The organism is Methylobacterium sp. 001424705 (genome assembly GCF_059816145.1).
The window spans coordinates 53,041-75,054 of record NZ_JCBANU010000003.1; the positions used below are offsets into that span (position 1 = coordinate 53,041).

General features: G+C 71.9%; 20 protein-coding genes and 1 pseudogene. 7 read left to right on the forward strand and 14 right to left on the reverse strand.

Going from position 1 to position 22,014, the window contains the following annotated elements:
• Nucleotides 1–15: 15 nt before the first annotated feature.
• Both AC6EUL_RS03805 and AC6EUL_RS03810 read left to right on the forward strand, forming a co-directional pair.
• Nucleotides 16–891 carry a trypsin-like peptidase domain-containing protein gene (locus tag AC6EUL_RS03805; RefSeq protein WP_499868951.1) on the forward strand — a complete coding sequence of 292 codons (876 nt, stop codon included), beginning with the start codon at nt 16–18 and terminating at the stop codon, nt 889–891.
• A 410-nt stretch (nt 892–1,301) separates the two neighbouring features.
• Nucleotides 1,302–2,498, forward strand: a complete 1,197-nt coding sequence (locus tag AC6EUL_RS03810) for an FAD-dependent monooxygenase (protein WP_499868952.1) — start codon at nt 1,302–1,304, stop codon at nt 2,496–2,498.
• An 87-nt stretch (nt 2,499–2,585) separates the two neighbouring features.
• Here the strand turns inward: AC6EUL_RS03810 and AC6EUL_RS03815 are convergent, their stop codons facing one another.
• The 6 genes from AC6EUL_RS03815 to AC6EUL_RS03840 are packed head-to-tail and all read right to left on the reverse strand — an operon-like array spanning nt 2,586 to nt 8,968.
• Complete coding sequence (locus AC6EUL_RS03815; RefSeq protein ID WP_056349096.1) at nt 2,586–3,542, reverse strand: acetamidase/formamidase family protein; 957 nt, start codon at nt 3,540–3,542, stop codon at nt 2,586–2,588.
• A 22-nt stretch (nt 3,543–3,564) separates the two neighbouring features.
• Complete coding sequence (urtE, locus tag AC6EUL_RS03820; protein WP_056270048.1) at nt 3,565–4,293, reverse strand: urea ABC transporter ATP-binding subunit UrtE; 729 nt, start codon at nt 4,291–4,293, stop codon at nt 3,565–3,567.
• Nucleotides 4,290–5,000, reverse strand: a complete 711-nt coding sequence (locus tag AC6EUL_RS03825) for an ABC transporter ATP-binding protein (protein WP_499868953.1) — start codon at nt 4,998–5,000, stop codon at nt 4,290–4,292. Before AC6EUL_RS03825 ends, urtE begins: the two co-directional genes overlap by 4 nt.
• Nucleotides 4,997–6,112, reverse strand: coding sequence for an urea ABC transporter permease subunit UrtC (urtC, locus tag AC6EUL_RS03830; protein ID WP_499868955.1), 1,116 nt, complete (start codon nt 6,110–6,112; stop codon nt 4,997–4,999). Before urtC ends, AC6EUL_RS03825 begins: the two co-directional genes overlap by 4 nt.
• Nucleotides 6,109–7,749: an urea ABC transporter permease subunit UrtB gene (urtB, locus tag AC6EUL_RS03835; protein ID WP_499868956.1), complete on the reverse strand. Its 1,641-nt coding sequence runs from the start codon at nt 7,747–7,749 to the stop codon at nt 6,109–6,111. Before urtB ends, urtC begins: the two co-directional genes overlap by 4 nt.
• Nucleotides 7,742–8,968, reverse strand: coding sequence for a transporter substrate-binding protein (locus tag AC6EUL_RS03840; RefSeq protein WP_056379292.1), 1,227 nt, complete (start codon nt 8,966–8,968; stop codon nt 7,742–7,744). Before AC6EUL_RS03840 ends, urtB begins: the two co-directional genes overlap by 8 nt.
• 250 nt (nt 8,969–9,218) lie before the next feature.
• On the opposite strand from AC6EUL_RS03840, the gene AC6EUL_RS03845 reads away from it, so the two are divergent.
• Together AC6EUL_RS03845 and AC6EUL_RS03850 are read left to right on the forward strand one after the other, a co-directional pair.
• Entirely contained in the window at nt 9,219–9,590 is a 372-nt protein-coding gene (locus AC6EUL_RS03845) for a transposase (protein WP_056379343.1), read from the forward strand.
• 250 nt (nt 9,591–9,840) lie between these two features.
• Nucleotides 9,841–9,996, forward strand: a complete 156-nt coding sequence (locus AC6EUL_RS03850) for a hypothetical protein (RefSeq protein WP_156389562.1) — start codon at nt 9,841–9,843, stop codon at nt 9,994–9,996.
• Nucleotides 9,997–10,134: 138 nt separating this feature from the next.
• Here AC6EUL_RS03850 and AC6EUL_RS03855 read toward each other — a convergent pair whose 3' ends face one another.
• From AC6EUL_RS03855 to AC6EUL_RS03880, 6 genes are all read right to left on the reverse strand, one after another.
• Complete coding sequence (locus tag AC6EUL_RS03855) at nt 10,135–11,070, reverse strand: ABC transporter permease (RefSeq protein WP_056379289.1); 936 nt, start codon at nt 11,068–11,070, stop codon at nt 10,135–10,137.
• The gene (locus AC6EUL_RS03860) at nt 11,063–12,184 is read right to left on the reverse strand and encodes an ABC transporter permease (RefSeq protein WP_156389561.1); all 1,122 of its coding nucleotides are present in this window, start codon (nt 12,182–12,184) and stop codon (nt 11,063–11,065) included. Before AC6EUL_RS03860 ends, AC6EUL_RS03855 begins: the two co-directional genes overlap by 8 nt.
• Nucleotides 12,185–12,194: 10 nt before the next feature.
• A complete protein-coding gene (locus AC6EUL_RS03865) occupies nt 12,195–13,709 on the reverse strand; it encodes an ABC transporter ATP-binding protein (RefSeq protein WP_244480054.1) in 1,515 nt (504 codons plus the stop codon).
• 62 nt (nt 13,710–13,771) lie between these two features.
• The gene (locus AC6EUL_RS03870; protein ID WP_056379285.1) at nt 13,772–14,857 is read right to left on the reverse strand and encodes a BMP family ABC transporter substrate-binding protein; all 1,086 of its coding nucleotides are present in this window, start codon (nt 14,855–14,857) and stop codon (nt 13,772–13,774) included.
• A gap of 174 nt (nt 14,858–15,031) precedes the next feature.
• Nucleotides 15,032–16,045, reverse strand: a complete 1,014-nt coding sequence (locus tag AC6EUL_RS03875) for an isopenicillin N synthase family dioxygenase (RefSeq protein WP_499868959.1) — start codon at nt 16,043–16,045, stop codon at nt 15,032–15,034.
• Between the two features lie 86 nt (nt 16,046–16,131).
• Nucleotides 16,132–16,812, reverse strand: coding sequence for a cysteine hydrolase family protein (locus AC6EUL_RS03880; protein ID WP_056215638.1), 681 nt, complete (start codon nt 16,810–16,812; stop codon nt 16,132–16,134).
• Nucleotides 16,813–17,399: 587 nt separating this feature from the next.
• Between AC6EUL_RS03880 and AC6EUL_RS03885 the strand changes: the two are divergent.
• Both AC6EUL_RS03885 and AC6EUL_RS03890 read left to right on the forward strand, forming a co-directional pair.
• Nucleotides 17,400–17,609: pseudogene (locus AC6EUL_RS03885) on the forward strand ((S)-ureidoglycine aminohydrolase); the annotation flags it as partial.
• A 59-nt stretch (nt 17,610–17,668) separates the two neighbouring features.
• A complete protein-coding gene (locus tag AC6EUL_RS03890) occupies nt 17,669–18,175 on the forward strand; it encodes an ureidoglycolate lyase (protein ID WP_056379278.1) in 507 nt (168 codons plus the stop codon).
• Nucleotides 18,176–18,222: 47 nt separating this feature from the next.
• Here the strand turns inward: AC6EUL_RS03890 and AC6EUL_RS03895 are convergent, their stop codons facing one another.
• The gene (locus AC6EUL_RS03895) at nt 18,223–19,470 is read right to left on the reverse strand and encodes an MFS transporter (RefSeq protein WP_499868961.1); all 1,248 of its coding nucleotides are present in this window, start codon (nt 19,468–19,470) and stop codon (nt 18,223–18,225) included.
• Between the two features lie 94 nt (nt 19,471–19,564).
• Here AC6EUL_RS03895 and gcvA point away from each other — a divergent pair, with 94 nt between their 5' ends.
• Nucleotides 19,565–20,449 (forward strand): transcriptional regulator GcvA, encoded by an 885-nt coding sequence (gene gcvA, locus AC6EUL_RS03900; protein ID WP_056215621.1) that lies wholly within the window; start codon nt 19,565–19,567, stop codon nt 20,447–20,449.
• A 46-nt stretch (nt 20,450–20,495) separates the two neighbouring features.
• Here the strand turns inward: gcvA and AC6EUL_RS03905 are convergent, their stop codons facing one another.
• Nucleotides 20,496–21,914: a phosphatase PAP2 family protein gene (locus AC6EUL_RS03905; RefSeq protein ID WP_499868963.1), complete on the reverse strand. Its 1,419-nt coding sequence runs from the start codon at nt 21,912–21,914 to the stop codon at nt 20,496–20,498.
• Nucleotides 21,915–22,014: the final 100 nt, after the last annotated feature.

The following is a 22,014-nucleotide window of genomic DNA, read 5'->3' on the forward strand; positions in this document are numbered from 1 at the left end:
GGGAGCGGCGGACCGGTGCGGTCGGGTCGGGCCAGACTCACGCGGACCCGGGTCCCAGGGGGCAGGGCGCTCTGGCGCCTCGCGCTCGCCGGTGCCGGGCTCGTGGGCGCCGGGCTCCTGCACCTCGGCGGGAGCGGTGCGGGTCGGGCGGAGGGTCCGCAGCGATGGGCGGCGCTCTATCCGCAGGACGACCGGCGCGAACTGGCGGGGGCGGACTACGCCCGCTATCCCGGCGCCGGCGTGCTCTACTGCCGGTCGGACGGCATTCCCCGGAAGGCGGCCGCCGCCTGGCTGATCGGCAGCCCGCGCCTCGTGGTCCTGAACGCCCACAACTTCCGCAGCCGGCACCTGGAGCCCACGCGCGACATCGCCGACTGCTTCTTCCAGATCGGGGGCCGGAACTACGCCTTCGCCCCGGGGACCCTGCGCCTCGGCACCGTGCCGGGGGCGATGTCGCTCCACATCACGGACGACTGGGCCCTGGTCGAGCTGGCGGAGCCGGCCGAGGGCGTGCGCCCGCAGCCGGTGCCGGCCTTCCCCGACCTGCCGACCGGGTCCGTGCCGGTCCCGGTCGTCATGGTCTCCCCCGGCGGCCACGCGAACTATCCCGGCCAGAGCAGCCTCGAGCCCTGCACGATCCACCGGATCGACCCGCCGAGCGAGGACGCGATCCGGCGCGTCCGGCACGATTGCAACAACGGCTATGGCGGCTCCGGCTCGGGCCTGTTCGACGCCGAGGGCCGCCTCCTCGCCCTGCACAGCGCCTCCCTGTCCATGAACTCGCGCCGGGCCTTCGACATCGAGTACCATTACGGCTCGGCCCTGCTGTTCGAGGGCGGGCTCACGGATGCCATCCGGGCGCGCCTCGCCGCCGATCCGACGGTCCGCTGACCGGCGGGCGGAGCGGAGGGCGCGGCGGCCGTTGAGGTCGCGTTCCGCGCCGGCACCGGTTTCTTCCCGCACCGCCATGCCCCCGGGTTTCCATGCCCCCGGGGTTCCATGCCCCCGGGGTTCCATGCCGCGCTTCGCTCGACCGCCACCCGGTTCCCGGCCGCGCCCACCGCACCGGCCATTGAGGCACGCGACGCAAGGCCCGATACGGAACCGAGAGGCGCTCCGACCCAGACGACGCCCATCGCCGAACGACCGCGTTCGAGACGCCCCGGTTTGGCCACCCACGGCGAGGTCGGGACCCGCCGGTCCGCTCGATGACCGGATGGGCTGGACGTGCCCTGGTCCGCTGCCAGACGGCGACGCATATAGGCGGAGGTCGCGGCCGTTTTCCGCGCCCGGAAGGATCCATGGCCCATCGTATCCTGGTCACCGGCGCCAGCGTTGCCGGTTCAGCCCTCGCCTGGTGGCTCGCGCGTCTGGGAAACGAGGTCACGGTGGTGGAGCGCGCGCCCGCGTTCCGGGACGGGGGTCAGAACATCGACGTGCGTGGCGTCGGCCGCGCGGTGTTGCGCCGGATGGGACTGGACGAGACCGCCCTCGAACAGGGCACGGGAGAAACGGGGACGGCTTGGGTCGACGGCGACGGCCGGATCGTCGCGACGTTCATGACCGACGACCTCGGCGGCGACGGGCCGACGGCCGAGATGGAGATCCTCCGCGGGGACCTGGCGCGTCTCCTGTTCGACGCGGCGCGGGACACCGTAAGCGTCCGTTTCGGCGACAGCATCACGGGCCTCCACGAGGACGGCGATGCCGCGACCGTGACGTTCGCCAGCGGCCTCACGGAGCGGTACGACGCCGTTGTGGTCGCGGAGGGCGTGGGCTCGGCGACGCGCGAACTCGTCTTCCCCGGGGAGAACGACCCGCGCTGGATGGATCTGACCATCGCCTACTTCACCGTTCCGCGGGTCGCCGACGATGATCGGTTGTGGCGCTGGTACAATGCGCCCGGGGGCCGGAGCGTGTCGCTGCGCCCCGACCGGAAAGGCACCACGCGGGCGATGCTGTCCCTCCAGCAGCCGCCCGCGGGCGAGCAGGCCTGGGATGTCGGCCGACAAAAGGCCTTCCTGCATGAGCGGTTCGCCGATGCCGGCTGGCAGGCCCGGCGCGTCCTGGCGGGCCTGGACACCACCGAGGACTTCTACTTCGATGTCCTGCGGCAAGTGCGAATGCCGCGTTGGTCGAAGGGCCGCATCGCCCTGACGGGGGACGCCGCTTGGTGCGCCACGCCGCTCGCCGGCATCGGCACCACCCTGGCCATCACCGGCGCCTTCGTCCTCGCCCAGGAGCTGTCGCGGACCTCCGATGTCCGGGCAGGCTTGGCCGCCTACGAGCGGGCCATGCGTCCGATGGTCGAGGCGGGCCAGGGCGTTCCGAAGATCGCGCCCCGGTTGGCCAACCCGCAGAGCCGGCTCGGGATCCGGCTGCTCCATGGCGCCCTGCGCGTGGCCAGCACGCGCTGGGTTCGTCGGGCTTCGGGAACGCTGTTCGCGCGTCCCCCGAAGGGGCCCGATCTCTCGGCGTACGACCGTCCGGTGCGTTGAGGCCCCAACCGGACGGTCCCATTCCAGCCCGCGCCTCCGGTGTCTGGCGGCCGAGGCAGGGCCGCCTTCGGGACGCGCGCTTCGACGTCAGAGCGCGCGCTTCGGCTTCAGAGCGCGCTTCGGCATCAGCATGTGCACGCCCTTGTTGCCGTCCACCGTCTGGGTGATGCGCAGGTTCCCGGCCAGCGAGCAGAGCATGTAGGCCTGGTTGCGGGTCAGGTCCGTGCGGTCGCAGACGTGGCGCACCATCTCGCGCACGGCCTGGCGCATCGCCTCGTCCAGGCTCTCGTGCAGGCCGATCGACATCAGGTCCGTGGGCGTCTCGGCGAAGGGCCACGCGTAGCCGAGATCCTTGCGCACGGTGAGGCGGACCGTGCCGGTGAGGCCGGTCTCCAGGGCCGTGATGCAGACCTCGCCGTCGCCCTGCACGCCGTGTCCGTCGCCCGCGTAGAAGCCGGCGCCCGGGTTATAGACCGGCAGGTACAGGGTGGTGCCGACCCGGAGCTCCTTGTTGTCCATGTTCCCGCCGAACCCGCGCGGGACCGGGGTTCCGACCCGCCCCCAGGCGGCGGGGGGCGCCGTGCCCATGATGCCGAAGAACGGATCGAGGGGGAGTTCCGTGCCCCAGGGCAGCACGGCGACGCCGCGGGCGAGGTCGATGTCGGGGTGGATGGTCTCGTAGTCCGTGAACTCGTCCGGCAGGGTGCCGAGGAGCGGCAGGATCGCCACGAAGCCCCAGTCCATGCGGACCTTCAGGTCCAGGATGTCGACCTGGAGCACGTCGCCGGGCTCGGCACCGCGCACGTGGACGGGTCCGGTGACGAAGTGGGGGCCGGGCCCCTGCGCCAGGGTGTCGAGGGCGAGCCGGTAATCCGCGGGCACGCGGGCGGGATCGGGATGAAGCGATTCCCGTCCGCCGGCCGGGAACGAGTGCAGCGTCACGGTATCGCCGGAGGCCACCTCCAGCACGGGGGGCAGGGTGGCGTCGAAGTAGCCCAGCACCATGCTCTCGGGGGTCGCGGGAATCTCGTGATGCATCGACATGCGGGCTCCTGGGTCGGGGGGGTCAGACGGCGATGTGCCGGGAAACGGCGTCGTGGTTCAGGTCCTGGCGCAGGCCCTGCTCCACCACGGCGCCGCGGGAGAGAACCACGAAGGCGTCGGCGAGGCGGATCGCGAAGGCGAGGTACTGCTCCACCAGGACGACGGTGATGCGGCCCTGGAGCCCCGCGATCACGGCCTCGATGGCGGCGACGATCGAGGGCTGGATGCCCTCGGTCGGTTCGTCGAGGAGCAGGATGCGGGGCCGCGTCGCCAGGGCCCGGGCCATGGCGAGCTGCTGCTGCTGGCCGCCGGAGAGGTTGCCGCCCGGGCGGTGCCAGAGCTCGCGCAGGGCCGGGAACAGCGCGACGGCCTCGTCGACGGCGCCGCTCCGATCCAGGCCGTGCGCCCGGGCGGCGACCCGGAGGTTCTCCGCGACGCTGAGGTCGGCGAAGATCTCCCGGCCCTGCGGCACGAGGGCGAGGCCGGAGCGCGCCCGCCGGTCGGGGGACCACCGCGTGAGGTCCACGCCATCGAGGGCGACCGTCCCCCGCGTCGCCGGGATCAGGCCGGCGAGGCAGCGCAGCAGGGTGGTCTTGCCGGCCCCGTTGCGGCCGAGCACGGCGAGGCAGGTGCCGGGCGCGACATGGAATCCGACGGTCCGGAGCACCTGGGCGCTGCCGTAATGCTGGTCGAGCCCCGACACCGTCAGGCCGGCCGGAGGAGCGGGGGATGGGTTGAGGGCTGGCGTCATCGGCCGAGGAACACCTCGATTACGCGGGCATCGGCGCGGGCCCCCGCCATGGCGCCCTCGAACAGGGTCCGGCCCTCGTGCAGCACCGTGACCCGGTCGGCCACCGCCTCGACGAAGGCCATGTCGTGCTCGATCACCAGGATGGCCCGGTCGGGCCGGCGCAGGGCGCCGATGAGGTCGGCGGTGCGCGCGGTCTCGTCGTCGGACAGCCCCGCCACCGGCTCGTCGAGGAGGAGGACCCGGGGTTCGGAGGCCAGCACCATGCCGATCTCGAGCCATTGCTTCTCGCCGTGGGCGAGGGCGCCGGCCGGCACGGTGGCGCGCGCTTCGAGGCCGGTCTCCGCCAGGGCCCGCGCCAGACGGACCGGCCGCTCCCGCGCCGGACAATCGGGGCCACAGCCGAGGGCGAGGTTCTCGCGCACCGTCAGGGCCGGGAAGACGCTGGGCTTCTGGAACTTGCGGCGCACCCCTGCCCGGGCGATCTCGGCCTCCGACGCTCGGGTCAGGTCGCGCCCGTCGCCGAGGCGGATGCGCCCGGAACGCGGGCGGGTGATCCCCGTGATCGCATCGAGCAGCGTGGTCTTGCCGGCCCCGTTGGGGCCGATCACCGCGCGGACCTCGCCCGGATCGACGGCGAGGGAGAGGCCGTCCAGGGCCCGGAAGGCGCCGAACACGACCGTGAGGCTGTCGATGACGAGGGCGCTCACGGCCGCGATCCCGCGCGCCGGAGCCAGGTCGGCGTCAGCCGGAGCGCGGCGAGGTCGAGGAGGCCGTTGGGCAACCCGAGGACCACCACGAGGACGAGGCCGGAGAGGATGAAGGGCCAGGCCTCCGGCATCGCCGCGCTGAGCCAGAACTTGAGGGCGTTGACCGCCACCGCGCCGATCACGGCGCCCCCGAGCCGGCCCAGCCCGCCGATGGCGACCCAGACCGCGATCTCGATGGAGAGGTCGGGGCTGAGCACCCGTGGATTGATGATGCCGACCTGGGGCACGTAGAGGAGGCCGGCCAGCGCCGCGATGACGGCCGAGAGGCACCAGATCCCGAGCTTGAGGCGCGTGGTGCCGTAGCCGAGGGTGCGCAGCCGCGCCTCGTCGTCCCGGCAGGCCAGCATGCGGCGCCCCAGCGGGCTCGCCACCAGGACCCGCGCCCCGACGAGCACGGCCGCGAGGCACAGGAGCGTCGCGACGGCGAGACCGGTGACGACCCCGGGCGCGCCCATGGGCCAGCCGAACAGCCGCGAGAACCCCGTCATGCCGTTGTTGCCGCCCAGACCGGTATCGTTGCGAAACATCAGCAGCATGGCGACGTAGACCAGGGCCTGGCTGATGATCGAGAAGTAGACGCCGTTCACCCGCGAGCGGAACGAGGCGAGACCGAACACGAAGGCGACGGCCGCCGTCAATCCCAGCGCCAGGGCGAGGGCGTAGGGCGCGCTGGTCAGCCCGGTCCAGTAGACCGGCAGGCTCTTCCAGCCCATGAACTGCATCAGGTCCGGTGGGGTGCCCGTGACCGCGTAGGCATGGGCCAGGAGGTGCATCGCGCAGACGTAGCCGCCGATGGCGAAAAACAGTCCGTGCCCGAGGCTGAGGATGCCGAGATAGCCCCAGACGAGGTCGAGGGAGACGGCGAGGATCGCGAAGGCCGCCAGTTGCCCGACCAGGTTGACGAGGTAGGGGGCGGGCTGGAGCAGCACGAGGGCGAGGGCCGTCGCCAGGACGAGGCCGACGAGGCCCGCGAGCAGCGGGTCGCCCCCGAGGCTCGGGCCGGGCCGTCGGGCCGCCGGCACGCCGGGCGACAGGTCGAGGGCGCCGCTCATCGCCGACGCCGCACGGCGAACAGGCCCTCGGGGCGGCGCTGCAGGAACAGGATGATGCCGGCGAGCACGATGACCTTGGCGGCCACGGCCCCGTAGAGCGGCTCGATGAGGACGTTGGCGCCCCCGATGCCCAGCGCCGCGACCAGGGTGCCCACCACGGTGCCGACGCCGCCGAGCACCACCACCATGAAGCTGTCGACGATGAAGGTGGCGCCCATCCCGGGATTCACGCTGTAGATCGGGCAGAGGGCCACGCCGGCGAGGCCGGCGAGCCCCGAGCCGAAGCCGAAGGCGAGCCGGTCGACCCGCCGGGTGCGGATGCCGAGGCAGGCGGCCATGTCGCGGTTCTGCGTCACCGCGCGGATGTCCAGCCCGAGCGGCGTCCGCTTCAGGATGACGAGGGTCAGCACCAGGGTGACGGCCGCGAAGGCGATGGCGAACAGGCGGTTCCAGATGACCACGAAGTCGGCATAGAGGGGCACGCCGCCGCTGACGTAGGGCGGCATCGCGAATTGCAGGTTCTGCGATCCCACCGCGACCCGGACCCCGTTGATGAGGAGCAGACTCACCGCCCAGGTGGCGAGCAGGCTCATCAGCGGGCGCCGGTAGAGGTGGCGCAGGATCAGGGCCTCGATGGCGATGCCGACCCCCGCCGCGGCCAGGAACGCGACCGGAATCGCGGCGAGGAGGTAGGCGTCGAGCCAGGCGGGCGGTGCGAGCCGCCGGAAGGCTTCCTGCACGCCGTAGGTCGCGTAGGCGCCGATCATGATGAACTCGCCCTGGGCGAGGTTGATGACGCCCATCAGCCCGAAGATGATCGCCAGGCCCGCCGCCGCCATGAACAGGATGCTGGCGAAGCTCAGGCCGTTGTAGAGCACCGCCAGACCGTCCCCGATCGACACCGCCCGCGCGACGCGGGCCAGGGCGGCGTCGAGGGTGCCGCGAAAGGCGGGATCGCTGCCGTAGGCGGGATCGGCCTTGAGGGCGGACAGGCGGGAGAAGGCGGCGCCCGAGGGCGATTCCGAGACGGCCCGGATCGCCCCGAGGCGGCGCGCCGGATCGGCGGAGGACAGGGCGGCGGATTGCGCGAGCGCCGCGAGGCTTACCTTGAGGCCGGGATCCGTCTCGGCGGAGGCCGCGCGCAGGAGGAGGGCTTCCGGCACGCTGGTGATCCGGCGCTCCAGGGTGGCGAGGCCGGCCCGGCGTGCCGCGACGCCCGACCCGGTCAGCAGCGACGCCGCTCCGGAGGCGGTCTCCGCGAGGGCGCGCTGGCGCAGGCCGAGCACCGGCGCGCGGCCGCCCGCGACCGGGCGCACCGCCCCGGTGGCCGCGTCGCGGCCGTCGGCGGCACCGGCCCGGTCGAGGAGCAGGGCGGACCCGCCCAGGCAGGTCAGACGCCGCTCGAGGAGGGCGCGCAGGACCGTGCCGGCCCAGGCGACGTCGCCGGACTCCGCCTCCGCCGAGGCGTGCAGGATCCCCTCCACCGCCGTGCCCTGTACCGCGCCGTCGCCGCAGAGGGCGGTGGTGAAGGCGCCCCGATCGAGGGGCGCTCCGGCCGCGAGGGCCGGCGACGCCACCAGGCTCGCGGCCCACAGCAGGAGGGCGACCAGGCCGAACCGTCCCGGACCCTCAGCCATACGGGCTGAACGGCACAGGCTTGGGGGCATCGGGCGATTGCCAGAGGATGTCGAAGCCCTGCTTCTCGTTGACCGAGCCGATGAAGACGCCCCGGGCGACGTAGTTGTTCTCGCCGCCCATGGTCAGGGTGTAGCCGGAGGGGTCGGCGAAGCGGAGGCCGGGGAAGGCCTTGCGCACCTCCGGGACGTCGAAGCTGCCGGCCTTGGCGGCGGCGAGCGCCCAGAGCTGGACGCTGTCATAGGCCGAGACCATGGGGTCGATGACCGTGTCGGCGCTGAAGGGCACGCCCTTGGCCTTCACGTAGGCCGCCCACTCGGACAGGAACGTCGTGTTCGCCTCGGCCTTGGCGGCCTGGAGATAGGCCCAGCAGTTGAGGTGGCCGACGAGGGGCGCGGTGTCGAGGCCCTCGAGGTCCGCCTCCACCATGTCGAGGCCGAGGATCGGCACGTCGGTGGCGCGGATGCCCTGATTGGCGAATTCGCGCAGGAAGTCGGGAATCGAGGAGCCGACCACGGTGAGGACCACGATGGGCTGGCCGCCGGGCTGGGCGGCGAAGCTGCGGATCTGGTTCACCAGGGTCTGGAAGTTGGAGAAGCCCAGGGGCACGTATTCCTCGCGCCACGCGGTCTCGGGCACGCCCTTGGAGGTCCAGTAGGCCTTGAGCTGCTTGTTGATGGTCCGCGGCCAGACGTAGTCCGAGCCGACCATGAAGAACCGCTTGGCCCCGACGCCCTCCGCACCCATGAGGTAATCGACCGCCGGCAGCACCGAGCTCGCCGGGGGCGAGTTCACGTAGACGACGTTCTTCGAGTTCTCGTCGCCCTCGAAGTGGAGCGGATAGAACAGCAGCCCGTCATTCTGCTCGACCACCGGCAGCACGGATTTGCGGGAGACCGAGGTCCAGCAGCCGAACAGGGCGGCGACCTTCTCCTGCTGCAGCATCTGTCGGCCGATCTGCGCATAGAGCGGCCAGTCGGAGGCGGGGTCCGAGGTCACCACCTCGATGCGACGCCCGTTGACGCCGCCCTTCGCGTTGAGGCCGTCGGCGGCCATCCGCACCACGTAGTTCAGGCGGCCCTCGATGTTCGCCATGGTGCCCGAGGACGAGAACAGGCACCCGAGCTTGACCGTGTCGGCGGCCCAGGCCGGGCGGATGAGGGCCGGGGCGGACAGGGTCGCCGCCGTTCCCAGGAAGCCGCGTCTCGTGAATCCGACCATCGCTCTCGCCTCGTTCCGTGACCGGCGGATTGTCCGAGTTGAGCGCCCGGGGAGGAAGGCCAAATAGGCTGCAGAGCGGCTGCGGCTTGCGTAAAACCACGGCGTTCCGCCCACGACGCGTGCGCCGCTGCAGATCAAACGTCAAAATTCGCACGCCGCACCGCGCGGCACGTCTGTCCGCGCCCCTCGGCCAACGGTGCGTTTCTTGCTGGACCGCCTCCTCGGATACCGACTCGATTGGCTGATGCGCATGCGTCGATCCCGACATACCGATCAAGAGATCGCGTTCCTCCTGCGGGAGGCCGCGAATGGCACCGCCATCGCGGCCATCTGCACGGCCGCGCACGTCTCCGTCGGCACGTTCTACCGCTGGCGCCGACGCTTCGGCGGCCTGTCGCCGGCCGGCGTCACCCGCCTCGGGGACGTCGAGCGCGAGAACGCGCGCCTGCGGAGCGAGATCACCGCGCTGCGGCAGGCGCTCCGCGCATCGGCGTCGACCGGGCGGGACCATGGCCCCCCGCCACGCGGGACCCCGATGGCCGGATCGGCCGTTCCGTCGACCGGCTTCCGGGGCGGCCACGCCTCGGTCGGACGCTATGCCGGCCTCAGGACCGCGACCTGACACCCGAACGACGGGAAACGGGGCCGGCTCTACCGGGCCGCGCCGATGCGGACGGCGATCGTGGCGGACGGGATCGGTGGGCAGATCCCGCACGGGCCATCCCGGCGAGACGGCACCGCCCGGCAGGGTGAACCAGGCCCGGTGGCGGGGGCAGAACAGGCGGCGGGCGGCGAAGACCCGGTGGGAGAAGGGGCTTCCATGCCCGACATCGACCCGCAGGCCGCCCTCCATAGCCGCCCGGATGATCGTGTTGGCCTCCTCGCCCATGGAAGAGGCCGCGTGCCAGGCCCACGACGCGCCCCTCGAACCGCTCGCGGGCCACGAGGGGGAGACCCTGATCCGGCTGATGACGACGATCACGGCAGCCCATCAGCCGCGGCACGGCGGCGATGGCGTGGCGATCTGAGGCGGCGCACGACCGGCCCGTGTCGACCCGTCACCGTCCCGGATCGGGCTGTCCGGCGCCCCGGGGCCGCCACCCCGTGATCGCCGCGCGCCGAGCTCGGTCCCGGAAGGCCGGCCGGGTCGGAATCGGCGAGCCCTCTCAGCGGCGCTCCTCGCGCAGGTGGGCGACGCCGAGGGCCCGCGGCTCCAGGCTGCGGCCGTCCTGGCGCAGGCAGATCCAGATCATCACCGCGAGGGTGGCGAGGTAGGGCGTCATCAGGACGAGATATTGCGGCAGGGCGACACCGATGGCGGCGATGCGGGGGATCAGCGCCTCGATGCCCCCGAACAGGAGGGCGCCCCCGAGCGCCCGCCAGGGCTGCCAGCGGGCGAAGATGACGAGGGCGACGGCGATCCAGCCGCGCCCGCCGCTCATGCCCTCGACCCAGATCTTGGCGACGCCCACCGAGAGATAGCCGCCCGCGAGGCCGACCAGTGCCGAGCCGAGGGCGATGGCCCCGTATCGGGTCAGGGCGACGCGGATGCCGGCGGCATCGGCCGCGTCGGGGCCGTCGCCGACGGCCCGCAGCCGCAGCCCGAACATCGTGCGGTCGAGGACGTAGGCGACGAGGGCGACGAGGGGCACCGTGGCGAAGACCAGGGGATCGTGCTGGAACAGGATCGGCCCCAGCACCGGGATGTCGGCGAGCGATCCCAGGGGAACGGTGTGCAGGCCGTCCACGGGCCGGCTGGTCCAGCCCGCGCGCGTCGCGATCACCCCCGTCATGCCCTGCGCCAGGAAGACCAGGGCGAGGCCGCCGATGACCTGGTTGACCCGCAGCGTCACCACGAGGAGCGCGTAGACCAGCGAGAGCGCCGCCGCCGCGAGCGCGGCCACGGTGAGCGCGAGGAGGGGGTAGTCCCCGACCCCGAGCAGAACGCCGATGCCGCTCATGGCGCCGATGAGCAGGAAGCCCTCCGCGCCCAGGGAGAGCACGCCCGCCTTCTCGGTGATGATGAGCCCGAGCGCGGCCAGCGCGTAGGGCAACGCGAAGGTCGGTACGTTGGCCAGCCAGTTGACGAGGAAATCAAACATCGGGGCGCCTTCCCGGCACCCACCGCACGCGGTGCCGCAAAAAGAAGTCGGAGGCGGCGACGCCGATCACGATCACCGCCTGGATGAGCTGCACCATCGCGCTGGGGATGCCGTAGAACACCTGCAGGCTCTGCCCGGCCACGTAGAGCACGCCGACCAGCACCGCGGTCACGAAGGTGGCGAGGGGATTGTTGCGGGCCAGGAACGCGATGAGGATGCCGGAGAAGCCGTAGCCGTTGAAGAACGACTGGGTCAGCCGGTACTCGACGCCCGCGCAGATGCTGAAGCCGGCCAAGCCCGCCAGCGCCCCCGAGAGCAGGGCGGCGGCCAGCATCACCCGCGTCATCGGCAGGCCCTGGCCTTCGCCGAGGCGCGGATTGGCTTCGGCCACCCGGGAGAGGAACCCGAAGCGGCTGACGTTCAGGAGCCACCAGCACAGGAGGGTGAGGAGGCCCGCCAGCGGCAGGGCCCAGGTCAGGTCCCCCCAGCCGAGACTGCCCAGCCGCTCGGCGAGGTCGTACTGCTTGGAATTGGGGAAGCTGCTCACCGGGTCCTGCCAGGGTCCGTAGAGCAGCTGCAGCAGCCCGTTGAACGCGACGTAGTTCAGCAGCAGCGTCGAGATGACCTCGTTCAGTCCGATGCGGATCTTCAGCACGGCCGGGATCAGGACCCAGGCCATCCCGGCCAGGGCCGCCGCCAGCATCATGAGGCCGAGCCGCACGGGGGCCGGCCCGACGTCGTGGATCGCGATCGCGGTGGCCGCGATGGCGCCCAGGATCATCTGCCCCTCGATGCCGATGTTCCAGAACCGGACGCGAAAGGCGACGGCCGCCGCGAGCCCGACGATGGCGAGGGGGCCCGCCTGGACCAGCACCGCCGTCAGGCTGCCCCGGCTGGTCACCATCACGATCACGAATTCCTGGAGGAGATCCGAGAGGCCGACGCCGGAGGCGACCAGGATGGCGGTCGCGAGCCCCATCCCGACGACGAGGCCGCAGGCCAGGACCACGCCCTGATACCAGCGAGGGACGTGCTGCCGGATCTCGACCGTGATGCGGCCGCGCCCGGGCAGCCTGGGGCCCGGCCGCTGGGGGGCGGTGGACAGGAGGGGCATGGAACGAGCCTCAGGCATGGTGCACCATGGCGGCGCCGATGGCCTGCCGGTCGGCGGGCGCGTCGAACTCGCGAACGATCCGGCCCCGGCTTATCACGCCGATCCGGTCCGACATCAGCATCACCTCGTCGAGATCCTCGCTGATCAGGAGCACGCCCGCGCCCGCGTCGCGGGCCTCGCGCAGGCGCCGGTGGATGTCGGCCGTCGCCCGCACGTCGAGGCCGCGCGCCGGAGAGTGGGCGAGGACGACGCGGGGCCGGCCGGCGAATTCGCGGGCGATGACGAGCTTCTGCGCATTGCCGCCCGAAAGCAGGCCGGCCTTCTGGCGGGGGCTGCGGGCGCCCCGGATGTCGAAGGCCGCGATGGCGGCCTCGGTCGCGGCCCGGATCGCGGCGCGATCGACCCGCAGCCAGCCGCCGAAGCGCCCGGAGGCCAGGCCGCCCACCGCATAGTTCTCGGCGACCGAGAGGTCGCCGGCCAAACCGTAGACCTGCCGGTCCGCCGGGATCGCGGCCAGTCCCCGCGCCCGGCGCAGCTTGGGACCGGCGCCGGTGACGTCGTCGCCCGCGAGCGCGATGCGCCCGGTCCCGGCGCGCCGGACCCCCATGAGGATCTCGGCGAGCTCGGTCTGACCGTTCCCGCCGATGCCGGCGAGGCCGTAGATCTCCCCCGCGCGGATCGTGAGGTTCAGGCCGTACAGGGTCTGCAGCCCGTCGGACCGGGTGCCCGCGAGACCCTCGACCGCGAGCACCGGGCCTTCGATCCGGGTGGCGGGGCAGTGCACCGGGTTCGCCGTGGCGCCGACCACCAGGGTGGTGAGCTCGGCCGCCGAGAGGCTCGCCGGATCGGCACTCGCCACGATGCCGCCGCCGCGCATCACGGTGACGCGGTCGGCATGGCGCTGCACCTCGCCGAGCTTGTGGGTGACGAGGACGACGGCCGCGCCCTTGCGCGCCAGGGCCCGCATGGTCGTGAGCAGCGCCTCCGCCTCGCGGTCGGTGAGCACGGCGGTGGGCTCGTCGAGGATGAGGATGCCGGCGCCGGCCACCAGCACCTTCAGGATCTCCACGCGCTGCTGCTCGGCCACCGACAGGCTGCCGACCGGCCGCCGGAGATCGACGGCGAAGCCCACCGCCTCGCTCTGCGCGCGGATCGCCGCCTCGACCTCGGCGAGACCGGCACCGTAGCGGGCGGCCCCCTGCGCCAGCAGGATGTTCTCCACGGCGGTGAAGGCTTTGACGAGCTTGTAGTGCTGGTGGACCATGCCAATCCCGAGCCGCCGGGCCTCAACGGGGCCGGTCAACGCGACCTCGCGGCCCCGCACGCGGATGCGGCCCTGGTCGGGCCGGTAGAGCCCCGCCGCCACGTTCATCAGGGTGGATTTGCCGGCGCCGTTCTCGCCCAGCAGGGCGTGAACCTCGCCGGATTCCACCGCGAAGTCGGCCTTGGCGAGCGCCTGGAAACCGTCGAAGGTCTTCGAGACGCCGAGGAGTTCGAGGGCCATGCCCATCGCTGCACCGTCCATGGGGTTGATCGGTCCGCCGGTCGCGGACGGGCGGCCGGGTGCGAGACCCGGCCGAAGCGCGGTCATTTCTGGGTGGTCACGCCCTTAACGAACCAGTCCATCTTCCAGAGGTCGGCATCGCTCAGGACCTGTCCAGCCGGCACCCGCAGCTTGCCGTCGCGATCGTCGAGGGGGCCGGCATAGATCTGCTTGCCCTCGATGATCGCCTTGCGCTCGGCCAGGATCTCCTTGACCGCCGCCGGAGGCACGGCCGCGCCGCAGCAGGCGATGTCGGTGCCCCCCTTGGCCATGCTCATGAAGGCCCCGTTGGGCGCCGGCACCCAGGTGCCGGCCATGATTTTCCGAATCTCGGGCACCAGGGCCTTGTCCCAGGTCCAGACCGAGGAGCAGACCGTCGCCTTGGGGGCGAATTCCCGCATGTCGCGGTGGTGGCCGGTGCCGTAGATCCCGCGCTCCTGCGCGACGATCTGGGTCGCGGGCGTGTCCACGTGCTGGCCGAGCACGTCGGCGCCCTGATCGACCAGGGCCTCGGCCGCGGCGCGCTCCTTCACCGGATCGTTCCAGATGCCGGTATAGACCACGTTGAGCGTGGCGTTGGGGTTCATCTTCCGGGCGCCGAGCTCGTAGGCGTTGATCGTCCAGTTCACGACGCCGAAGGGATTGGCCGCCACGAACCCGAGCTTGCCGGTCTTGGACACGGCGCCCGCGGCCATGCCGCAGAGATACTGGCTCTCGTAGGTGCGCCCGTAGACCGATTCGAGGTTCGGCCCGTTGGTGGTGCCCGACAGGTTGAGGAAGGCGACGTCGGGATACTTCTCGGACAGTTCCTTGAAGGTGTCGGAATAGCCGAAGGCGGTGCCGATGATGATGTTGTAGCCGCGCTTGATGAAGAGCTCGACCACGGGCCGGATCGCCGTGGCGTTCTCCTTCACCCCGTCCACCGCCGGGATCTTCATGTCCAGCGCCGCTTCCATCTTCACGCGGGCCTCATCGGCGGCCTGCGACCAGCCGCCGTCGTTCTTCTGCCCGAAGATCACCATGGCGACCTTGGGTTCGTCCTTCAGCTTGAAGGGCGCGGCCACGGCCGGCAGGGTGGGGAGGGCCGCGAGGCCTACGGCCAGCAGCGATTTCAGGAACGGTCGGATCATGGCGTCGAGTTCTCCGGGATGAGCGGCCGCAATCGGCGGGCACAGGGAAGGTCGTGCGCGCGCCGCCGTCTGCGTGGCGCGCGCGGGTGTGGTCACGGCACGGTGTCGATCCGGAAGGCGTCGCCTTCGGGGTCGCGCGGGACGGGGTGGTCCCCGTCGCGGTCGGGCAGCACGTCAGGCCGCCTTGTCGACCTTGCCGAAGGTCGTCTGCTTGACGAACTTCGCGCGCAGGTGATCCCCGGAGGACACCGGGGCATACTTCGCCGGATGCTCGGCGTCCTGGCAGGTGGGCAGGCAGGCGACGTCGGCGTCGTAATTCGGCTGGTGGAAGAACACGATCGACAGGCGGTCGACGTTGTCCTCCGATCCGAACGCGGGATTGACCACCCGGTGCACCGTCGAGGACCAGGTATCGTTGGTCCATTGCTGCATCAGGTCGCCGATGTTGACGATGAAGGTGCCGGGAATGACCGGCACGTCGACCCACGCGCCGAGCTTGTTCTTGACCTGCAGGCTCTTGTCACCGAGTTCCTTGCGCAGGATCGTCATGCTGCCATAGTCGGAATGGGCACCGGCGCGGAGCTGACCGGGCAGCGGCGCGCTGGTCTGAGCCGGGTAGCGCAGCACGCGCATCATCGAGATGTTCTTGTCGATGGTCGGGTCGAAGTGGGTCTCGTCGAGCTTCAGTCCCAGCGCGAAGATGCGCATCAGGTCACGGGCGAGCGTGTCGACGGCGCGGAAATACGCGCTCCAGACCTCCTTCAGATCGGCAGGCTCGGCGGGCCAGACGTTCGGCGCGAAATGCGGACCGGCCGCTTCGCTGGTGTAGTAGGGGTCGCCCGCCGGCACGTCGACGGGGCCGATGGACAGCGACTCCTTGATGTCCGGCGGTGTCGGCTCGTCCAGGCTGAAGGACAGGCCTTCCCCGCCCACGGCGCTGTAGCCCCGGACCTGATCCGGGGCGGGCCGGTCGACTGCGAGCTTCTCCGCATGCGGCCGGTCGAAGAACTGGCGCGACACCGCGTGGGTGCGCGCGATCAGCGCTTCCGAAATGCCGTGGCCGGAGACGACGAGGAAGCCGATGTCGCGGCAAGCCTGGTCGACCTGGGCGGCGACGGCGGCTTTGCCCTCCGGCGTACCCGAGCGGTAGGGGCTGAGATCGATGACGGGAACCTGAAGCAGAGGCATGGCGGCATCCAAAGTTTGACCACCTGGTCCGACATGCCATGGCAACGACCGTGCCAAGCCGGGCCCCGGCGTCACCGACCGCGTCCTCACGCCGCCCGGACGCGCCAGGCCGCCAGGATCTCGGCGGCCTCCGTGACGAGGCCGAGATGCGTCGCGACGATGCGCAAGGCCGCGTCCTCCAGCGCCGCACTGGTGCCGGCCACGAGGTCGGCGGCCACCACGACGTGGTAGCCGAGGTTCGACGCATCGAAGGCGGAGTTGAGAACGCAGCAGTCGGTCAGGCAGCCGTCGAAGACAACCGTGCGGATGCCGAGGTTCCGCAGAAGAAAGTCGAGGTCTGTCGGGTAGAAGGCCGAGAGCCTCTTCTTGGTTTCGACGATCAGGTCGTCGTCCGTCACCTGGGTGACGAACGCGTTCCAGCGCGTCCCCTCGATCGCATGCTCGTCGGCGTTCGGGATTTCGCCCACATGCAGGGGGAAGACGAGGCGCCAGGCCGCCTTGAGGCCGTTGACGTCGTCGACTCCGCCCCGACGCAGCTTGCTCCGGACGTGGATGATCCGGATGCCGGCCGCCCGCGCGGAGTCGTGAAACGCATCGACCGCCGGCACGATGGCGCGGGCGCGCGGTGCCGGACAGGGGCAGGCGGGATCGTCGTCGAGATGGCCGCGGTGCAGGTCGATCGACACGATCGCCGTGGATTTCGGATCGAAATACGGAGCGAAGGCCGCTCCGAGATCCCGCATTTCGCCGTCGACGTAGCTTCGCATGGGTACCGCTCCCCGCTCCGGCACCGAAGGACCGGCGCCGTGTTCCGACACAGACTTTTCAAGCGATCCACACGGCCTCGAACGCGGGACCGTATGTCCGGGCATTGAGAGGAAGGGGCATGCACAGAGCCCCCCGCCAAGCTCAGAAGCCCAGCAACACCGGAGACGAAGGGGTGAGCCTTTGGCTGCCCTCTCGCCGGATGCATCGGTTTTTCTATCTGGACCCTTCTCGGCGTTTCGCGGCGCAAGGCCGGACGACGAGACGATGAACAAATCAGCTGAATTATTTCTTGGACCCGAATATCGACATCCTATTGGCAGTTTATGCAATATAAAAATTTGAATTGCTAGGGCAATAGGCAAACTGATGGACTAATAGGCAAGTCGTGCCGCAACGTCTTGCTGCAGCGGTCCGGTGACCGGACGCCAGGGGGTTCCCGGCCCGACGCCGTCGCGGCGCGCTCGGCAGGGCTTCCCATCCCCTGGGAAACGGGACCGTCGAACCGCCACGGCCCGTGGTCCGCGTCCCGGCGTCTTGACGCGCTCCGGCGAAGTTCGTCACACCTGCCCGGCACGGAGCCCTCTGGATGACCGCCTCGCCCGACAACCCGCCCTGCGGCGGCCTGCCGCCCCAGACCGCGCTGATGACCGGCAGGGCCGTGTTCACCGAGGCCTACGCCGTCATCCCCCGGGGCGTGATGAGCGACATCGTCACCTCCGTCCTGCCCTTCTGGGAGCACACCCAGGCCTGGATGCTGGCCCGCCCCCTCTCGGGCTTCTCCAAGACCTTCGCCCAGTCCCGCCTCCACAAGGACGTCGACCGGCATCCATCCCTCGCACCCCTCCGGGGAAACCCATGAGCGACCGTCGCATCGTCGCCGCGCCGCTGACGGCGGAGGCCTTCGCCCCGTTCGGCACGGTCATCGACAAGGACGCCGTCGCGCCGCGTCCGATGAATGCCGGCAAGGCCCGCCGCTTCCACGACCTCGCACAGGTGCATGTGGCGGGCGCGGACGGGCACGTGGTGATCGGCTACGTCGAGGCCGACCCCTACGGCCTGCCCCTCGCCGTCAGCCTCGTGGAGCGCCATCCGCTGGGCGCACAGGCCTTCCTGCCCCTGAATGGGGCGCCGTTCCTCGTGGTGGTCTGCCCCGACGAGGGCGGTCGCCCCGGCCGGCCGCGGGCCTTCGTCACGGCGCCGGGGCAGGGCGTCTGCTACGCCATCGGGACGTGGCACGGGGTGCTCACCCCCGTCGGCGCCCCCCAGGACTTTCTCGTGGTCGACCGCGGCGGGCTGGGCACGAACCTGGAGGAATACGTGTTCGACCAACCCTGGACGATCCAGGCGCCCCCGGCGCCCTGAGCGGTCTCGAGCCCCCGGACCGGACAAGGCGGGACCGCGCCCGCCCGTCAGCGCGGCTCCGCGGCCGGGGAGGCGCCGGCGGCGAGGCGGGGCGACAGGACGACCATGAGCGGTACGACGGCCAGCGCCGTCGCGGCGGCGGCGAGCATCGCGACGCGGGGCCCGGCCGCATCGCCCAGCGGCCCGTAGAGCAGGGGGGCCGCCAGGGCGCTGCCGCCCAGGGTCCAGGTGTAGAAGACCGCGAAGGCCCTCTCGACCTGCCCCCCCGGCGCCAGCTCCAGCACCGTGCCGTAGAGCACGGAAGAGGTCCCGTTCAGCATGATGCCGAGGACCGGCAGGAGTGCCAGGACCGGCCAGAGCGGGAGCACGGTCACGGCCAGGATCGCCAGCGCCGTGCCCGTCTCGGTCAGGATGACGGTCCGGGTCACGCCGAAGCGCTCGCCGAACCGCCCGCAGACGGCCTTGCCGAGGGCGCCTCCGATGAACACCGCCGAGAGGGCGAAACCCACCAGGGTCAGGCCGGCGCCCTTCTCCTGAAGCAGGAAGGGCAGGTAGAGGAGGAAGGCCGGGCGCGCGGCGTTGTCGAGGGTGCCGATGGCCACGAGCAGCCCGAAGCCGGCGCCTCCGGTCCCGCCGGGCGCAGCGGCCCGCGGCGATCCGGCCGCCCCCCCGTCCCGTGACGCGGGATCACGCGGCAGCAGGCGCAGGAGGCCGAGCGCCACCGCGAGGCCCAGGGCGGCGATGAGCCAGAGCGCCGAGCGCCAGTCCATCAGCGACAGCAGCAGGCCGAGCAGGGGCGGCACGCTGGCCTTTCCGAGGTCGCCCGTGAAGTTGTAGGTGCCGAGCGGGCCGCGGGCCGAGCGGCCGTAGGCGCGGGCGATCACCGCGGAGGCCAGGGGATGCTGGGTGCTGCTGCCGATGCCCCCGAGGGTCAGGGCCAGGCAGAGGCCGGCCAGGCTCCCCGAGAGGCCGGCCAGGGCATAGCCGCCGGCGCTCAGCAGGGTCCCGAGCACCAGCACCCGCCGCGCGCCGAACCGGGCCGCAAGCTGGGCCGACGGCATCTGCAGGGCGGCGAGGGCACCGTTGTACAGGCTGCGCAGCAGGGCGAGGGCGGCGTAGCCGAGGGCGAACTCCGCCTGCCAGACCGGCAGGAGCACGTAGATCAGGTCCGTGTAGCCGTCGTGCAGGGCGTGGTTGAGGCCGACGGCCGCCAGCGTCCGCCGCGCCCCCGGGCGGGGCGGGGCGCCGACGACGGACGTTCGAAACGGAGCGCTCAGGTCCTGTGCGGACGACATGCGGGACTGATCCTGGTTTGCCGACGCAGGATCACCCGCTCGTCCGCGGCTGACAAACGCCTTATGCTGACGCTCGCGTGAGGAAACCTGACCCATGCTGCGTCGCCTGCCGCCCCTGAACGCGCTGAAGGCCTTCGAGGCCGCCGGGCGCCATGCCAGCTTCACCCGGGCCGCCGAGGAGTTGCGCGTCACCCACGGGGCGGTGAGCCGGCACGTCCAGGCGCTCGAAGCCTGGCTCGGCCAGCCCCTCTTCGAGCGGCACAACCGCCGCGTGGTCCTGACGGAGGCGGGCGCGAGCTACCTCGCCGAGATCGGCGCCGCCCTGGACCGCATCGCCCTCGCGACGACGCGACAGGTGGAGCGCGGACGGCCACGCCTGCTCCGCGTGAACGCGCTGGCGACCTTCACCCTGCGCTGGCTGATCCCGCGGCTCTCCGGGTTCCAGCGCGCCAATCCCGCCGTGGAGGTGCGCCTGACCACCTCGAACGTGCCCCTGGCCAACCTGGCCGAGCCCTTCGACGTCGCCATCCGGGGTGGGCCCGACCGGCGGACGGGCCATATCGGGCGCCCCTTCCTCACCGAGCGCCGCATCCCCGTCTGCAGTCCCACCCTGCTGCGGCGCCTGCCGCTCACGGAGGCGGGACAGCTCCGGGGTCACACGCTGCTGCACGCGGCGACGCTGCCCCAGGTCTGGCCGCAATGGCTGGAGGCCGCCGGGGTGCCGGGCCTGGAGCCGCGGGCCTCGGTGACGCTGGAGCATTTCTACCTCACGCTCCAGGCCGCCCTCGACGGCCTCGGCGTGGCGATGGGGCCCGAGCGGCTGATCGCCGACGACGTCGCGGCCGGCCGGCTGACCTGCCCCTTCGCCGGCCCCTCCCTGCCGGCCCGAAGCTACTTCACCTACGTGCCGGAGGCCCGCGCGGACGACCCCTCGGTCCGCGCGTTCTGTGCCTGGCTGGTCGCCGCGGCCGACCCTTGAGGCCCGGGGCCGTCGCCGGTCCCCCGGCGAGCCCCGTCCGCCGGTCTCACCGGGGGGCCGGAGACGGGGCCTGCTTGGCGGCGGCCAGGGCGGCCGCCTTGCCGGCGGCGGCGTAGAGATCGAGACGCGCATAGATGCCGAAGGCCGATCCGTCGTCCAGGAACCCGCCGCCCGGTCCCTGGGTCTCCGTCAGGATCGCGTTGGCCTCCGCGAGGCTGAGCACCGGGAAGGCGGCCGTGAGCAGGTGTCCGGCCTCCGGCGCGAGCCGGCCGACATCGTCCGTCGTGCCCACCCGCTGCGGATGCACGACGGGCAGGCCGTAGGTCTGGGTCGCGTCGTAGAGGGCCGCGTTGGCGGCGGCATCGCGGAAGCGTCCGGTATCGGCGCTCGCGCAGGCTGCGACGGTGCCGCCGCAGGCGTCTTTCAGGAAGGCGGTCAGGTCCGTGCGGGCGGCTTCGACGGCCGCCCGATAATCGGGGATCGTCACGGCCGCGCGGGTCTCGCGGCCCATCTCGGCGACCACCGCCGGGTTGCGACGCATCTGGCCCACATAGGCGGGATCGTTGGCCAGGAGATGGGCGACCGCGTGCAGGGCGACCGCCCGTCCGCCCAGCACATCCATGGCGTAATGCGCCCCGACGACGATGCGGTTGGTGCCGTACTCGGCGGCGCGGGTGATCATCTGCTGGTAGCGCTCCGGCACCAGGATCGCGAGCACGACGGATTCGGTGTAGCCGTAGGTGGTGTGCCCGCTCGGATACGAAGGGCTGTCGAGCAGGTTCATGCGCGGGCCGCGCAGCCAGTCCAGGCTGTGGGATGGCCGGCCGAAGTAGTCGGTGCCGCGATAGGCGAACAGGCTCGGCAGGGTCTGGAACGGACGGGCATCGCCGTGGGCATCGCTCCCCGGCGTCCCGGCGGGTCGGCCATAGGCCTTGCCGAACACGTCCGTCGTGCCGCCGCGCTCCGTCAGGAGGACGGCGGCGGCCTCCGAGACCGGCGCCTTGCCGTTGGTGGTGGCGTTCGCGAAGAAGTACTTGCCCGCGTTCGAGTCGGACTTGGCGACGTGGTTGGTGTAGCCGAGGAGGTCGGCGACGGACGGCGCCACGTTGGTGAAGGTCTCGTCGGCGGCGTAGCGGGCCTTGGCCTGGTAGACGCCGCCGAGCCTGCTGCCGAGCCCGTCGGCGAGTTCCGTCGCGTTTCCGTCGGTGATGAAGGAATCGCGCAGGGCGAGCTGACGCTGATCGCGGAGCGGCAACAGGAAGGGCACCGCGCCGGTCCCGGCCTGAATCGCGCCCGTGACCGTCAGGTTGGCATCGAGGGCGGCCCGTCCCGTCTCGCTCGCGCCCAGGGCGCTGACGGGCGCGAGCCCCTTCAGGGCGGCGAGGGTCTGCGCCGACTGCGCCGCGGCCGGGAGGGGCGACAGGAGGCACAGGGCCGTCGTCCAGGATCTCAGCGTCTTCGCCATGGTGTCGTCTCCGGTGCCCGGTGCCGCTCCCGGTCCAGAGGCTCCGGGCCCCGGGAATCCCGGGCCCGGACCGGACGGGATCGGGAAGCTCGGATCGGGT